The sequence below is a fragment of the Roseivirga sp. YIW32 genome, assembly GCF_057219245.1.
Genome location: NZ_JBXVVG010000002.1, coordinates 854,422 through 869,394, shown reverse-complemented (window position 1 = coordinate 869,394; position 14,973 = coordinate 854,422). Strand labels below are relative to the sequence as shown.

The 14,973-nt window shown below is 40.9% G+C and carries 14 protein-coding genes; 10 read left to right on the top strand and 4 right to left on the bottom strand.

Annotated elements, in window-relative coordinates:
- The first annotated feature begins 7 nt into the window (after positions 1 to 7).
- From AC2D6U_RS12605 to AC2D6U_RS12580, 6 genes are read left to right on the top strand one after another with little or no spacing between them, the layout of a single operon-like run.
- Positions 8 to 352: an STAS domain-containing protein gene (locus tag AC2D6U_RS12605; protein WP_484721344.1), complete on the top strand. Its 345-nt coding sequence runs from the start codon at positions 8 to 10 to the stop codon at positions 350 to 352.
- The gene (locus AC2D6U_RS12600; protein WP_484721343.1) at positions 342 to 761 is read left to right on the top strand and encodes an ATP-binding protein; all 420 of its coding nucleotides are present in this window, start codon (positions 342 to 344) and stop codon (positions 759 to 761) included. Before AC2D6U_RS12605 ends, AC2D6U_RS12600 begins: the two co-directional genes overlap by 11 nt.
- A 9-nt stretch (positions 762 to 770) precedes the next feature.
- Positions 771 to 2,630 (top strand): peptidylprolyl isomerase, encoded by a 1,860-nt coding sequence (locus tag AC2D6U_RS12595; RefSeq protein ID WP_484721342.1) that lies wholly within the window; start codon positions 771 to 773, stop codon positions 2,628 to 2,630.
- The gene (locus AC2D6U_RS12590) at positions 2,617 to 3,489 is read left to right on the top strand and encodes a peptidylprolyl isomerase (protein ID WP_484721341.1); all 873 of its coding nucleotides are present in this window, start codon (positions 2,617 to 2,619) and stop codon (positions 3,487 to 3,489) included. The genes AC2D6U_RS12595 and AC2D6U_RS12590 overlap by 14 nt, the downstream gene beginning before the upstream one ends.
- A complete protein-coding gene (locus tag AC2D6U_RS12585; RefSeq protein ID WP_484721340.1) occupies positions 3,464 to 4,810 on the top strand; it encodes a peptidylprolyl isomerase in 1,347 nt (448 codons plus the stop codon). The genes AC2D6U_RS12590 and AC2D6U_RS12585 overlap by 26 nt, the downstream gene beginning before the upstream one ends.
- Before the next feature lies 1 nt (position 4,811).
- Positions 4,812 to 5,780, top strand: coding sequence for an AAA family ATPase (locus AC2D6U_RS12580; protein ID WP_484721339.1), 969 nt, complete (start codon positions 4,812 to 4,814; stop codon positions 5,778 to 5,780).
- Here the strand turns inward: AC2D6U_RS12580 and AC2D6U_RS12575 are convergent.
- Positions 5,768 to 6,628, bottom strand: coding sequence for a 3-hydroxyacyl-CoA dehydrogenase family protein (locus AC2D6U_RS12575; RefSeq protein WP_484721338.1), 861 nt, complete (start codon positions 6,626 to 6,628; stop codon positions 5,768 to 5,770). The two genes, AC2D6U_RS12580 and AC2D6U_RS12575, sit on opposite strands and share 13 nt — an antisense overlap.
- Positions 6,628 to 7,647: a phenylalanine--tRNA ligase subunit alpha gene (locus AC2D6U_RS12570; protein WP_484721337.1), complete on the bottom strand. Its 1,020-nt coding sequence runs from the start codon at positions 7,645 to 7,647 to the stop codon at positions 6,628 to 6,630. The genes AC2D6U_RS12575 and AC2D6U_RS12570 overlap by 1 nt, the downstream gene beginning before the upstream one ends.
- 71 nt (positions 7,648 to 7,718) lie before the next feature.
- On the opposite strand from AC2D6U_RS12570, the gene galE reads away from it, so the two are divergent.
- From galE to AC2D6U_RS12555, 3 genes are all read left to right on the top strand, one after another.
- Positions 7,719 to 8,738, top strand: coding sequence for a UDP-glucose 4-epimerase GalE (galE, locus tag AC2D6U_RS12565; RefSeq protein WP_484721336.1), 1,020 nt, complete (start codon positions 7,719 to 7,721; stop codon positions 8,736 to 8,738).
- Positions 8,739 to 8,830: 92 nt separating this feature from the next.
- Entirely contained in the window at positions 8,831 to 10,147 is a 1,317-nt protein-coding gene (locus tag AC2D6U_RS12560; protein WP_484721335.1) for a UDP-glucose dehydrogenase family protein, read from the top strand.
- A gap of 1 nt (position 10,148) precedes the next feature.
- Positions 10,149 to 11,138 carry a UDP-glucuronic acid decarboxylase family protein gene (locus AC2D6U_RS12555; RefSeq protein WP_484721334.1) on the top strand — a complete coding sequence of 330 codons (990 nt, stop codon included), beginning with the start codon at positions 10,149 to 10,151 and terminating at the stop codon, positions 11,136 to 11,138.
- Between the two features lie 24 nt (positions 11,139 to 11,162).
- Here the strand turns inward: AC2D6U_RS12555 and AC2D6U_RS12550 are convergent, their stop codons facing one another.
- Together AC2D6U_RS12550 and AC2D6U_RS12545 are read right to left on the bottom strand one after the other, a co-directional pair.
- Positions 11,163 to 12,548, bottom strand: a complete 1,386-nt coding sequence (locus tag AC2D6U_RS12550) for an exopolysaccharide biosynthesis polyprenyl glycosylphosphotransferase (protein WP_484721333.1) — start codon at positions 12,546 to 12,548, stop codon at positions 11,163 to 11,165.
- Positions 12,549 to 12,607: 59 nt separating this feature from the next.
- Positions 12,608 to 14,146: a hypothetical protein gene (locus AC2D6U_RS12545; RefSeq protein WP_484721332.1), complete on the bottom strand. Its 1,539-nt coding sequence runs from the start codon at positions 14,144 to 14,146 to the stop codon at positions 12,608 to 12,610.
- A 79-nt stretch (positions 14,147 to 14,225) separates the two neighbouring features.
- Between AC2D6U_RS12545 and AC2D6U_RS12540 the strand changes: the two genes are divergently transcribed.
- Positions 14,226 to 14,945 (top strand): hypothetical protein, encoded by a 720-nt coding sequence (locus AC2D6U_RS12540; protein ID WP_484721331.1) that lies wholly within the window; start codon positions 14,226 to 14,228, stop codon positions 14,943 to 14,945.
- Positions 14,946 to 14,973: the final 28 nt, after the last annotated feature.

The following is a 14,973-nucleotide window of genomic DNA, read 5'->3' as shown; positions in this document are numbered from 1 at the left end:
AGAGAAGATGATAGAAATAATAAAAACCCAAGAAAACCATTACCTCCTGATCTCCGTAAGTGGTGAGGCAGATGCCAGCTCCTCCATACACTTGGACAAAGCCATTAGGGAAGCGATGGATGAAAATGGACCAAACATCTTAATCGATTGTACGAAGCTAGAATATATCTCGTCCGCAGGGCTTGGCGTATTCATGTCCTACATCGAAGAGATCTCTCGCAAATCAATCCACTTCATCATCTTTGGCCTTTCAGAAAAAGTAATGAAAGTATTTGGCATCCTGGGACTAGACCAATTGTTGACCATTAAAAACACAAAAGAAGAAGCGATAGCGTTGATCGATGGGGTATAAATTCGACATACCAAGCAGTAAAAATAAGCTGAGGCTTATGCGCAAGTACGTTTCTGACGTACTCCAAGAACATCATGTTTCTGAAATTGAGACCAACATGATCGTTTTGGCCATTGATGAGGTTTGTGCAAATATTATTATCCATGGACACCGCCAAAATGGGGAGCTGAAAGTGAGCTTAAGCATTGATTTTGATGACAAAGGAATTGAATTCGAGATCATTGACTATGGGCATGCCTTCGACATCGTCAGCTACGAGGCACCTGCTCTTGAGGAACTCATCAAGAATCAACACAAGGGTGGCATAGGGATTATGCTCGTTAAAAAAATCATGGATGACATTCACTTCTCAACTCAGTCAAATCACAACAGACTTAAACTGTACAAGAAGATCTCTTTTGAGTCTTAAGAAATAAAAATGAAGAAGCTTTGGCTGCTCTTTATGTTATTGGCTAATGCCAGCATTGCGCAGGACATCGTCTTAGCGACAATAGATGGTGAACCCGTTCCAGGAGGAGAAGTACTGTATGCTTTTCAGAAAAACAGACCCGACTCCTTGGCGATCACATTCGACTCTTTGGACCTTTACCTCGATCGCTATCTCAATTTTAAATTAAAAGTAATAGAAGCTCGAAATCAAGGCATTGACACCACCCAAAGTTTCAAAAATGAGTTGAACAGTTACCTCAGTGCTCTAAAAAAACCTTACACACAGGGGACGGACCTGACTGACCAGCTCGTTGAGCAAGCCTACGAACGATTGCAGTTCAATATAAAAGCCTCTCATTTACTTCTAAAAATGGATAAAAAAGCTCCTGCAGAAGATACAGTTCGAGCTTATGCCTTTTTAGATTCCCTGAAAAATACCATAAAAACTGAATCGGAGTTTCAAACAATGGCTAAGAGGTATTCTGAAGATGGTTCAGCCAAAAATGGAGGTAATTTGGGCTGGTTTAGTGTCTTTATGATGGTGTATCCATTCGAGACAGCTGTATATGAAACAGGCCTTGGGCAAGTTTCTTCGGTCGTACGAACTGAGTTTGGCTACCATCTGATTTTCGTCCAAGATAAAATCCCTAATCCAGGCAAATTAAGAACTTCGCATATTTTCTTTTCTAAGCAATCGCGCTCGAAAGAGCAGGCCAAACGAATGGCAAGCCAAGTCTATGACTCGCTAAAATCAGGAGCCAACTGGGACGAAATGTGCAGAAAATACTCAGAAGATGGTCAAACCAAATTGAAAGGTGGCGGCTTGCCCTTTGCCGGCCTCAAGCAATTACCTGATGACTACCTAGAAGCTGCCTTTGATCTGGCTGTGAATGAATTCATACCTCCCATTGAAACTGATTTTGGTTACCATATCATTCGTTTGGATGCGAAACAAGGGGTCCCTGAATTGAACAAGATCAGAAAAGAAATTGAAGCACAGATCGTTCGAACAGGGAGAAATGAATTATCAAATCGCACTTTATTGGCAAAACTTAAGGCTGAGTATGGGTTTAAGAAAAACGACAAAATCTACTCGAAACTATTGGCTGCAGAAGACTTGTCGCCCATCGAAAGGAATAAAAATGAAGTGCTGTTCTCACTTACAAACAGGAGTTATTTGGTCAAAGAGTTCATTGAATTGACCGGCACTAAAAGACCAACATGGGAAGAAATCGCCCTTTTTGAGCAGAATATGATCACGGCTTATGCTGACTCTATTGCCCCTATCCAATATCCAGAGTATCGCTACCTTCGACAGGAGTACGAAGAGGGGTTGCTGCTATTCGAGATCATGCAGCGCTCTGTCTGGAACAAAGCCTTAGAAGATAGTCTTGGACAGCGCAACCATTACGAAGCCACCCGAACGAAATATCCAGCTCCAGCGGAAGTATCAGTAGTTGAGATTCAATTATCCACTCAAGAAGAAATAGCAGCATTGGCAGACAGCTTAGAACGGCTGGATAAGGAAGAATTGATCAATCAACTCAATAACGGGTTATCCATGCCAAAAGCGTTAAATCTTGTAAAAAGAGACATTCAGCAAAGTGAATTTGCTAGTTTTGAGGGATTTAGCAGAAAGAGAGGCGCAATATTCTCCTCCGCCAATAAGCTTTTCATTGTTATTGATGCAATGGACAACGAATTCCTGCCGTTTGAAGAGGTGAGAGGTTTAGTCATTGCAGATTATCAGGAAAAGCTAGATCAAGAATTTATACGGGCTTTAAGAAGTCAACATCGAATTGAAAAGGATAAGCAAGCGCTCAAAGAACTAGTTAATGAACTGCAGTAAGCGTTACATAGTGATCTTGTTGATTATCCTTGGCCAATCCTGTGACCTGATACAGGACAGTCAAAACGCTGCAGGTAATACAACGGCCAATGAACTCATCGTCGCAAGAGTAGGTACCAACGTTCTGAGCCGAGCGGATATCGAAGGATTGAATGTGCCGAAAAAGGATAGTGCTGCAGTTGTTGAGAAGTTTATTGACAATTGGATAAAAAAAGAGCTCCTCATAAAAAGAGCCAATGAGAATTATAACATTGACTTCTCTAGTATAGAACAAAAGGTTGAGGACTATCGCTATGCGCTGATCTCTTATGAATATCAAAAGTACATCGTTCAGGAGCAACTCGATACCTTGGTGAACGAAGAGGAAATCGTTCAGTATTACAATGCCAACAAAAATAGTTTTGTACTAAGGCAGAACATATTACGTGGTCGATTCATGAAAGTGAACAAGGAAGCTCAAAAATTAAACTCAGTAAAGCGCTGGATAAAATCTGATCGAGAGAGAGATGTAGAGAGCTTAAAGGAATATGCCTTCCAGTTCGCCGACAACTATTACTTGGAAGATTCCACGTGGTTGAAATTTGACGAACTGACTAAAAACTCTCCTTTCACCACACTCACAAATAAAATTCAATTCTTGAAGAGGAACCGATATGTTGAAGAAGAGGATTCTCTCTATCTTTACCTCCTCAAAATCAACGAATACAAAATTTCTGAGGAGATCAGTCCCCTAGCCTTTGTGCGAGAGGATATAAAAAATATTATTATCAATAAGCGAAAAATAGCCTTGGTAAAGGAGTTGGAAAATGAAATTTTTGAAGAAGCAAAGCAGAATGAGGACTACCAGATTTATCGCTAGCTGTTTGATCGGCATCATTTGGGCATTTGCCAATAGTGCGTTGGCACAAAGCGGACAAGTCGTTGATAAGATCATTGCCAAAGTAGATGATAAAATTGTGCTGAAAAGCGAATTGGAAGCTGCCTATGTCAGCTTTCTACAAAGCCCTCAAGCACGAGAGTATCAAGGAGATGCCCGCTGCCTAATTCTGAATAACTTCATCGAGAATAAGGTCATGCTGGTCATGAGTGATATTGACTCCGTGCAATTAGACCCTAGTCGAGTTGATTATGAACTACAAGGCAGAATGCAGCGGATCATTCAACGATTTGGCTCAGAAAAAGCAATTCAAGAAGCCTACGGTAAGTCTGTTGATCAATTCATGGAAGAACTTCGGCCTCAGGTGGAAGAACAATTGCTCATCCAGGAGCAAGAACAAAATGTACTGTCTGATCTAACCGTTACGCCGAATGAGGTCAGAAAATTTTTCAAGCAGATTCCTGAAGACAGTTTGCCTCTTTACTCCGTGGAATACGAGATCGGATTGATCATGAAGGAACCCGAAGTGAACGATGAAGAAAAAGAAAAAATCAGGCAGCAACTCATTAAGATTCGTGAGGATGCGTTGAGTGGTCAATCCTTTGAAATTTTAGCCACTACTTACTCACAGGGACCATCGGCCGGCAATGGCGGTAATTTGGGCTTTGCCTCAAGAGGAACTTTCGATCCGGCGTATGAAGCCGGAGCCCTATCGTTAAAGCCTGGAGAGATTTCAATGCCGGTAGAATCTCAATTCGGTTTTCACTTGATCCAGCTCATTGAAAAAAGAGGAAATGAATTCAATAGCCGGCACATTTTGATCACTCCAACGCCAACTGCTCAAGATACACAAGATGCCATGGATTTTCTGGATAGCCTAAAAACCGAAATTGAAGAAGGAAACATTACCTTCGAAGAGGCTGCTAAGGAGTATTCAGATGATAAATCAACCAGTGTTAATGGTGGCTTCTTGCAAAATCAGCAATTCGGATCCTTTCGTATTCCTGCAGCAGGGCTAGATCCTGAATTGTTTTTTGCCATTGATAAAATGAAAGAGGGTGAAATATCTGCCCCACAGAAAGTGCAAATAAGCGCCGACACCGAGGTGGCTCGAATTATCTATTACAAAAAAAGAGTGCCTCCGCATCGAGCAAACCTGACGGATGACTATGAAAAACTAAAAGCAGCAACACTTGAAATGAAAAAAGCGTTGAAGCGACAAGACTACCTAAAAGAGAAATTGCTAGAGGTCTATTTGGAGATAGATCCGGAATACAAAAGATGCAATATCGTAAACGAATAAAATGATGACAGAAACTACCTCTGATGTGGCCTTGGCCGATAAGTTTTTCGAGGACTTTAAATCACTCAAACAAGAAATATCAAAAGTAATCATCGGACAAGAAGATGTAGTGAACCTGATGCTCACCAGCGTTTTTTGTCAGGGACATAGCTTGTTAGTTGGAGTGCCGGGTTTGGCGAAAACCTTATTGATTCAAACCATTGCCTCTGCATTGGACTTGAGTTTCAAGCGCATTCAATTCACTCCCGATTTGATGCCTTCTGACATTTTAGGTGCAGAAACCATCGACAAAGAAAGGAATTTCAAGTTCGTCAAAGGGCCAATCTTCGCCAACATCATTCTAGCGGATGAGATCAATAGAACTCCTCCTAAAACGCAAGCGGCTCTGCTTGAAGCCATGCAGGAGTACTCCGTAACTGTAGCAGGACAACACTTCCCTTTAGAAAAACCATTCTTCGTTCTGGCCACCCAAAACCCGATCGAGCAAGAGGGTACTTATCCGTTGCCTGAAGCACAATTAGATCGTTTCTTATTCAATATCGCATTGACTTATCCTAGCTATGAGGCAGAAATTGATATTGTGAAAAACACGACAACGGATGAAATCACCAATGTCAAGCACATTCTTGGTGCCAAAGAAGTTCTGGAATATCAACATTTGGTAAGGAAAGTTCCAGTAGCCGATAATGTGGTAGAGTATGCTGTAGAGCTAGTGCACAAAACGCGCTTTGAAAGTGAACGTGCACCACAGGCCACAAAAGATTACATTGAATGGGGAGCAGGACCTAGAGCCTCGCAAAGCCTGATCATCGCGTCAAAATGTAATGCATTGATCAATGGTAAATATTCACCCGACATAGAAGATGTTAAGGCGGTGGCAAAGCCAATTTTACGTCATCGAATTGTGCGAAACTTTAAAGCAGAAGCAGAAGGAATTACCATCAATGATCTGATCGATCAATTGCTGTAATCGTAAAAACCTTTTCCTGACTTTCGACCATGATGACCAGCATCCACTTTTTGTTGCTGAATGCGAGAAGGTCTGAACTTTGCGTCCTGATGAAAAGAGTTGAACATGGTTTCGGTCACCGAATAATTAGTGTCCACTCCAATTAAGTCCATCAACCTGAAAGGTCCCATCTTAAAACCAGAAGACTCGATGAGCCTGTCAATTCCTTCTATATCGCTCACTCCTTCTTCCAAAACCTTTAACCCTTCAACATAGAAATGCCTTGCCACCCGATTAACAATAAATCCCGGAGCATCTTTCGCCACTACCGCCTTCTTCCCTAGCTTCTCTGCCAGTTTCTTAATCGTTTGAACGACTTGGTCGGATGAAGATGCACCGGCGATCACTTCCACCAATTTCATGATATGCGCCGGATTGAAAAAATGCATGCCAACGAACCGCTCAGGATGTTTCAATACTTTTGCAATTCGGGTGATTGGAATAGACGACGTATTCGAAGCCAGAATTGTATCTGATGAATTAAATTCTTCCAAGCTCAAAAAAAGTTCTTGTTTGGCATGTAAGTCTTCAATGATCGCTTCAATCGCCACCTCACAACGGACATGACTGATCTCATCTGTGAATTCAATTAATCGAAGAGCTCTATCTTTCTGATCAGGGGTTACCTTTCCTTTTTCTATGCCTTTGTCAAGATTTCGAATGATTTGCTCTTCTGCTTTCCGAAGACTAGCGTTGTGGATGTCAAACAGAATCACCTTGAACTCATTCAAGGCAGCAACCTGGGCAATTCCTTGACCCATTGTACCGGCTCCTAAAACTCCAATTCTTTTAATGTCACCTAATTCCATTAGATCGTTTTAAACTGTTTCAAAAAACGGACATCATTTTCAGTGAATAATCGCAGGTCTTTGATCCCATATTTTAACATGGCAATCCGTTCAATACCCATTCCAAAAGCAAAGCCTGTGTACTTTTCCGAATCAATCCCACAGTTCTCCAAGACATTAGGATCAACCATGCCAGACCCACCTATTTCTACCCAACCGGTATATTTACACACATTACAACCGTCCCCATGACAGATCTGACAGGAAATATCTATCTCCGCACTAGGCTCAGTAAAAGGAAAATATGAAGGTCTAAACCTAATCTCTGTTTCCGGTGCAAACATCTCTTGTACAAAGTGATACAGGGTTTGTTTCAAGTCCGCAAAAGACACGTTTTCATCTACATATAACCCTTCCATTTGATGAAAAACGCAGTGCGCCCTCGCTGAAATTGCTTCATTCCTGAAGACCCTTCCAGGAGATAGCGTTCGAATCGGTGGTTTTTCATTCTCCATTACTCGAATCTGTACACTAGAAGTGTGTGTCCTTAAGGCGATATCAGGATTCTTTTCTATAAAAAAAGTGTCCTGCATTTCCCGTGCGGGATGATTCTCAGGGAAATTCAACGCCGTGAAATTATGCCAATCATCTTCGATCTCAGGTCCCTCAGAGACATTGAACCCAATGCGCTCAAAGATCTCGATAAAGCGTTGCCTTGTGGCTGTGAGAGGGTGAATGGTGCCAAAAGTAGTGCGAACTGGAGGCAATGTAAGATCAACAGGCGTATCAACATCCTGATCGTCATCTTGCATGGCTTCGATCAACTCTTGAAATTTGGTTTTTGCCAGTTCCTTTAATTCATTTACAGATTGGCCAAAGGCCTTTTTCTGATCATTAGGCACTGATTTGATTTCTGAAAAAAGATCGATCAATACATTTTTTCGACCAATAAATTTTAGGCGGTATTCTTCGAGTTCATTCTCGGTCGAACATTTCCAATTATTGATCTCCTTTTTTAGCTCCTCAATCCTATTTGCCATATCTTTATAATATGCAACAAAAATAATAGTCCTAACTATTAATTGTCCTAAACAGGTCATAATTTGACTATATGAAAAATATTTTAGTAACTGGTGGAGCTGGCTACATTGGGTCACATGTCGTTGTATGCTTGCATCAAATAGGAGTCAATCCAATCATTTTGGATAATTTTTCGAACTCCGATCCAAGCGTTTTAAAGGGCCTAAAGCATATCACAGGCAAGGAGTTCACTGTTTATAAAGAGGATTGCTTAACACCAAGTATTTTTGACACCATCTTTCGTGAACAACAAATTGATGGTGTTATTCACTTTGCCGCCAAAAAAGCCGTAGGCGAGTCAGTTGAAAAACCACTCTATTATTACGAGAACAACGTTTCTGCATTGATCAATCTTTTGAAGTCAATGTTATCGAACGAAATTAAGAACATTGTCTTCTCCTCTTCATGCACGGTCTATGGACAACCCGAATCTATTCCTGTCACCGAGCAAGCACCGAAACAACCTGCAAATTCCCCATATGGAAACACCAAACAGATCGATGAGGAGATCCTTGAAGATGTGGTCAAAAGTGGGGCTAAACTAAAAAGCATTGCGCTGAGGTATTTTAATCCAATTGGAGCCCACTCTTCTGGTGAGATTGGAGAACTGCCCATTGGCGTACCAAGCAACCTGGTTCCTTTCATTACGCAAACTGCCATTGGAAAAAGAAAAGAGCTCACTGTTTTTGGAGACGATTATGATACCCCCGATGGAACATGCATAAGAGATTATATCCATGTGATGGATTTAGCAGACGCGCACGTAAAAGCCCTAGACATTCTTGACCACGAAAAGAGCGAAGGGTATTTTGAAGCCATCAATGTTGGAACAGGTACGGGAAGTACAGTTTTGGAAGCCATCAAAGGATTTGAAAAAGCTTCAAGAAGAGAATTGAATTATAAAATAGGACCAAGAAGACCTGGTGATGTAGAAAAAATCTATGCAAATGGTGCTTATGCCAAAGACCGATTGAATTGGGAAGCGAAGTATAGTTTAGAAGACGCCATGCGAGATGCATGGAACTGGGAACAGCGATTGGCTCAACGATAGGGCAACTTCATTCGACTTAATCAACACCCCATTTAACGAAGAAATAAGATATAAAGGGTCTCCAATGCGACCTTTGTAAAAAGAATAAAATCATGAAAATCACAATAGTAGGAACTGGATATGTTGGCCTTGTCACTGGTACTTGTTTTTCAGAAGTAGGTATAGACGTGACCTGTGTAGATATTGATAAGAAAAAAATTGATGGCCTAAAGGAAGGCATTATGCCCATTTACGAACCAGGTTTAGAAGCCATGGTCAAAAGAAACTATGCCAAAGAACGATTGCACTTTTCAACTAACCTCGGAGAAAGCGTTAAAGGCAGTGATGCCGCTTTTATAGCTGTAGGAACACCTCCCGGAGAAGATGGTAGTGCAGACTTAAAGTATGTATTGGCAGTAGCAAGGGAGATAGGGCAGCACATTGAAGATTATACCGTTGTTGTAACAAAAAGTACAGTGCCCGTTGGAACAGCCAAGAAAGTAAAAGCTGCCGTCAGTGAAGAATTGGCAAAAAGAGGTGCCAACCTCAAGTTTGATGTAGCCTCAAATCCTGAGTTCTTAAAAGAAGGAGCAGCAATAGAAGACTTTTTAAAGCCTGATCGTATCGTTGTGGGAGTCGAATCGGACGATGCCAAAAAGACCATGGAGAAACTATATAAACCCTTTCTTCTCAACGGTCACCCTACCATTTTCATGGACATCCCTTCAGCCGAAATGACAAAATATGCTGCCAACTCCATGTTAGCAACGAAAATCAGCTTTATGAATGACATCGCTAATCTTTGCGAAATCATGGGAGCAGATGTCAATATGGTTAGGAAAGGCATTGGTAGTGACAATCGGATTGGTCATAAGTTCATATATCCTGGCGTAGGCTACGGAGGGTCGTGCTTTCCTAAAGATGTAAAAGCGTTGATCAAAACAGCAGACGAAAACGGCTATTCCATGCAGGTGTTAAAAGCAGTTGAAAATGTCAATGATGCACAGAAATCCGTTTTGGTTCAAAAAGTGAAAAAACACTATGGTGAGGACTTATCAAGAATGACTTTTGCCATCTGGGGACTCTCTTTCAAACCAAAAACAGACGACATGAGGGAAGCCCCATCACTTGTCATCATTGAAGAGTTAATGACCGCGGGTGCCAAAGTTCAAGCATTCGATCCCATCGCTATGGAAGAAGCGAGTAGAGATCTTGGAGATAGCATTACCTATGCAAACGATGAATATGATGCCTTAGTTGATGCAGATGCCCTGCTCCTCGTTACAGAGTGGCCAGAATTCAGAGTACCAAATTTCAAAGTGGTTGGTAAATTGTTGAAGAACAAAGTAATTTTTGATGGCCGTAATATTTATGACCGTGAAGAGCTGAAAGAAAATGGTTTCACTTATTACGGCATAGGCCTCCAATAATATGAAAAAACGTGTATTAATCACCGGGGCAGCAGGCTTCTTAGGCTCACATTTATGTGATCGATTTTTAGCAGAGGGATTTCATGTCATTGGAATGGATAACCTTATCACCGGCTCGATGGACAACATCGAGCACCTGATGCCAAGAGAAGACTTTGAATTTTACCATCATGACGTATCAACCTACGTTTATGTCCCTGGAAAACTAGACTACATTTTGCACTTCGCTTCTCCAGCAAGTCCGATTGACTATCTTAAGATTCCAATTCAGACATTGAAAGTGGGCTCGCTTGGAACCCATAATCTTCTTGGTTTAGCAAGAAACAAGGGGGCTCGAATGCTAATTGCCTCCACATCGGAGGTATATGGCGATCCTCTGGTACACCCCCAAACAGAAGAGTATTATGGAAACGTCAACCCCGTAGGACCAAGAGGTGTTTATGATGAAGCCAAACGCTTCCAGGAAGCCATGACAATGGCGTATCACACCTATCATGGATTAGAAACACGCATCGTTCGTATTTTTAATACGTATGGGCCACGGATGCGACTCAACGATGGACGTGTATTACCTGCCTTTATCGGACAAGCTCTTCGAGGAGAAGACCTAACCATTTTTGGAGATGGAAGCCAAACGAGGTCCTTCTGTTACGTTGCTGACCAAGTTGATGGCATATTTAGACTATTAATGTCAGACTACGCTCAACCTGTTAACATCGGCAACCCTGATGAAATAAGCATCGCAGAATTTGCGGAGGAGATCATTAAACTGACTGGTACAGATCAAAAAGTAATTTACAAAGATCTACCCAAAGACGACCCAATGCAACGACAGCCAAATATCACAAAGGCTAAGGAAATTTTAGGTTGGGAACCTAGGGTAAATCGTGAAGAAGGATTGAAAATCACTTACGAATACTTCAAATCCTTACCTGATGAAAAACTCTTCAAGAAAGAGCATAAAGACTTCAAGAATTACGTGAAATTATGAATCCGTATATGAGCAAGAATTGACTTAATAAGCCAGTTCTTGCCCTTTATATAGTGATATGATCGTCTTAGCTATTATTTTGAGGTCAAGCCAAAAAGACCAGTTTTGCAGATAAAAACGATCTAATCTAACCCTAGAGTTCATTTGGTGAAACTCTTTGATTTCACCTCTAAATCCCATGGACTGGGCTAGGCCTGTTATACCTGGTTTGAAGCTATGACGGTTTGCATATTTTTGCACTCTATTTTGATAGGTCTCATTGAGTTTGATCGGATGAGGACGTGGACCGACAACGGACATTTGACCCAACAAAACATTGAATACCTGAGGCAATTCATCGATACTTGTTCTTCTTAAAAAGCGTCCAATTCTAGTTATTCGATAATCATCCTTTGTTGCCCATTTTTCATCCGCCTCGTTATTCTTTACCATAGTCCGGAACTTGTAACAATTGAACACTTCGTTGTTAGCTCCATGTCTCTTTTGTTTGAATAAGATCGGACCTCTTGAATTCAGTTTGATCAAAAGTCCTACAATAGGATACAACCAAGACATCACCAAAAGAACGACTGCCAGAGAAAAGACAATATCAAAGCTCCTTTTAACCAATTTATTGAATAAACTATCCAAGGGAATCTGATTCAGATCTATGACTGAGATGTGCTCATAGCGGCGAAGAACTAAGCTCTTTAACACATCAAGTTTGATCTCTGGTAATAGCTTTACTTTGATCAGATTTTCATCTGCAAAATCCAGAATTTTCGATTTCACTTCTGACGAGACTCTGTCACTAACATATATGAAATCTAGTGTAGTGTAATCGATTGAGAACAATTGGTCGATATTACCCAATAAGGGATATGAAAAATTTTCTTCTTCGTTGGCCTTAATGGAAAAGAAGCCTTTCACGCGAATACCGAATTGAGGCCGTTTAGCTAAAAGTTTAAATAAATCAAATCCTAATTGATCATATCCTACGATAACAGATCTACGGATATTACCACCAAAGGTGCGGTAACGATCCAACACCAGATGAACAGTTACCCGGTAGATGCTGATCCAAACAAAAAGTAAAAGAAAAAAAGTAGTTAGAAAATGGCGATCAAAAGAACTTTCTCCTCCAATCAGAACCCAAGCCAACGAAATGCAAGAAATGAACAAAAATACGCTTCGAAAGGCTTTCTTAAAGGTATGATAAAAATCTACAGCCCTCCCTATTTTAAAATCTCTTGTAAACAAGGCAATAATTACCCAAACCAATAAACTCAGACCGATTCCTAGGAGCTCATTTTTGGCAATTGGCAAGTTGGTTTTCGAAACATAAAATGCGGCGAAAAACATGGTCAGCATGACCAAGGTCTCTCCAAGAATAAAGAGTGAAGGGAAGTAAGTATTGAATCGTTTTTTCAAACCGTTTTCTTAATCTCCTACAAAATTAATAATCTCTACCAAACATAATGATGTTCATATTAATTATTCAAAAAAGTATAAGTCAAAGACAGCTCTGCGCCCAAGTTTTCATACAACTCCCCAAAATCATAGCCAAAGAGTAAGTTCAGCCTGATGTTCTCAAAACCTATGGGTTCAACATATGACAGTGAGACCAATGAAGAGTGTTGTGTTTTACTTGGCCAAAATGGATAGTCGTAGTTTGGATCTTGCTGAATACCACCCCAGTTGAACCGCCCGTCATATAGACCTTTATAGGAACCAAAATGTCTGCTGCGAACATATTGAACACGATAATTAAATTTTTCTGAAATAGACCCTTGAACTGAAGCCACCCATGCCTGAATCCTATTGCTACTGACCGTAACATCATAAGACTTGTATGGATCTAGGAAGTTCATTGTCCAATCATGTGTCAGAAATAGAGGATTGCCCATAATCAACCCACGATAAGTATATCCATTTCGGTACAACCAATTGTTATGGTAATCATCCCTGCCACCAAATTCATTTCCAAAGTTGGCATCTTCATCGGGGAAATTCGGGGTAGCATCGGGTAAACCAGGACCACTTTGTCTGAGAGTTTGTGTGTATTCGATTTGAACCTCGCTCAACCAGGCGATCTTCTTCGATGGCTTCCAATTCAAAGCAAGTAAAAAGTTCTGAAAGCTAACGTACTGCATGCTCCCTCCATCTTCGAAGGGAGATTGATAATCAAGCGTCAGTTCGTGTTCTCCTATATATTTCTTGAACATGATCTCGTGCATACCCAAATGATTACCGCGTCCATTATTTTCACCTGCCGTGCCTGAACCTTCTCCTGCTCCTCTTCCAAAAAAGACATCCATGTAGGTGGAGAAGTCCTTTGGTTGTTCTAATCCCCAAGGGGAAGTACCACCATACTGTGCGATATGTACTAAACCCGTGCTTATCTGCCAACCAATTGATTTTTTGAAATCAAAAAGTACATATAGGTCCTTATTATGCATCAGCGCCTTACTTTGGTATCTGTTTTCTTCTAACCATCGGTGCCCTATTCTCGCCTTGAATTTCACAATGCCCTGAGTAAAAGGAACATCAAGGTACCTGTTCATATTCAATTCTATCATCGGTGCCGGTGCTGCATTACGTCCCAAGCCATAGTTGACCATCATCAAATCGCTTTGGATACCACCAATAATGGTTTGCTTTGCCCCGATGGTTAGATCAACAAAATCATACGCTCCGGATACAAAATACTCGTTCATTTGATCATTCCTGAAAGTCGTACCCGCACTAACTGTCCAGTCTTTTGAAAACCTTCTTCCATAAAAGACATTACCTTGGATAAAGGATTGCTGTTCTGGATTGACAATCCCCCAGCGGTTATGCTCCAATAAGAATGGAACAAACTCCTCATTACTTCCTAAGTAGCCTAATCCAGCCTCAGCATACAAAGTGTCCTTAGAAGTTTGTCCAGCTAAGGAAAACACAAAAGATAGACCTATAATAACGGATAAAATCTTGACCATGAATGAGTAGAAAAGCACAAATATGCGTGAAACTTTAGCAACTGCCATGTAAAACTAAAGCAAAGTAATTTTTTACTGACTACTTTGATTAGTTTTGAACACTAAAAGTTGGAATTTGTATTTCCCCATGCATAAATTAGTCTTGACGCGACCAAAAAGGAATAGAACTATTCTCCCAATGATGGTGACCTTACTATCCTTTGGTCTTTTTGGTTGTACATTCGACCAAGTTGATGCACTGATCATTTACCATCACACCTTTGAACAATTCTCGCCACTTGAGCAAAGAGGTCATAATACGGCTTTTACAACCTATCACAATTCCGAGGAACGATACTTCGAGTTTAACGGAGATAGGAACTTGGGTAGATTCGAAAGAGGGGGAATAACCCAGTTCATAGAAGGCATTATTCCTCATAATTACATTCGGGTAGAATTTGATCTTTACATCCATGACAAATGGGAAGGGAATGGACTCAGAGGAAATGGAGAGGATGTCTTTATCTTTAAGATAGACAATAGCACGCTACATTTTTCTTCTATCGTTAACACCAAGTGCTTAGACAGAAACTGCGATACAGTCCAGAGTTTTCCTAATATCATCAATCAAGGAACAAACCCAGAGAACGCCGGAATAAATCGAGCCGACCTGCCGGGAGTTTGTCATTTTGAAGGAGAAGTTGGAGGGACCAAATTGATCAAAATTGATCAGTTATTCCCTCATTCCTCGAGGAATCTCAGCATCAATATTGCAGCAGACATCAAGGATAGTGGTGCTGATCTTTGCTTAAAAAGTTGGTCGATAGACAATCTCAAAGTAACAACATACACTCAAAAGCCGAGGTAATATGTTAAGGACCTCAATCTACATGCTA

Coding starts and splice junctions, on each gene's coding strand:
- AC2D6U_RS12605 (WP_484721344.1), top strand. CDS start 8: ATGATAGAAATAATAAAAACCCAAGAAAACCATTACCTCCTGATCTCC.
- AC2D6U_RS12600 (WP_484721343.1), top strand. CDS start 342: ATGGGGTATAAATTCGACATACCAAGCAGTAAAAATAAGCTGAGGCTT.
- AC2D6U_RS12595 (WP_484721342.1), top strand. CDS start 771: ATGAAGAAGCTTTGGCTGCTCTTTATGTTATTGGCTAATGCCAGCATT.
- AC2D6U_RS12590 (WP_484721341.1), top strand. CDS start 2,617: ATGAACTGCAGTAAGCGTTACATAGTGATCTTGTTGATTATCCTTGGC.
- AC2D6U_RS12585 (WP_484721340.1), top strand. CDS start 3,464: ATGAGGACTACCAGATTTATCGCTAGCTGTTTGATCGGCATCATTTGG.
- AC2D6U_RS12580 (WP_484721339.1), top strand. CDS start 4,812: ATGATGACAGAAACTACCTCTGATGTGGCCTTGGCCGATAAGTTTTTC.
- AC2D6U_RS12575 (WP_484721338.1), bottom strand. CDS start 6,628: ATGGAATTAGGTGACATTAAAAGAATTGGAGTTTTAGGAGCCGGTACA.
- AC2D6U_RS12570 (WP_484721337.1), bottom strand. CDS start 7,647: ATGGCAAATAGGATTGAGGAGCTAAAAAAGGAGATCAATAATTGGAAA.
- galE (WP_484721336.1), top strand. CDS start 7,719: ATGAAAAATATTTTAGTAACTGGTGGAGCTGGCTACATTGGGTCACAT.
- AC2D6U_RS12560 (WP_484721335.1), top strand. CDS start 8,831: ATGAAAATCACAATAGTAGGAACTGGATATGTTGGCCTTGTCACTGGT.
- AC2D6U_RS12555 (WP_484721334.1), top strand. CDS start 10,149: ATGAAAAAACGTGTATTAATCACCGGGGCAGCAGGCTTCTTAGGCTCA.
- AC2D6U_RS12545 (WP_484721332.1), bottom strand. CDS start 14,146: ATGGCAGTTGCTAAAGTTTCACGCATATTTGTGCTTTTCTACTCATTC.
- AC2D6U_RS12540 (WP_484721331.1), top strand. CDS start 14,226: ATGCATAAATTAGTCTTGACGCGACCAAAAAGGAATAGAACTATTCTC.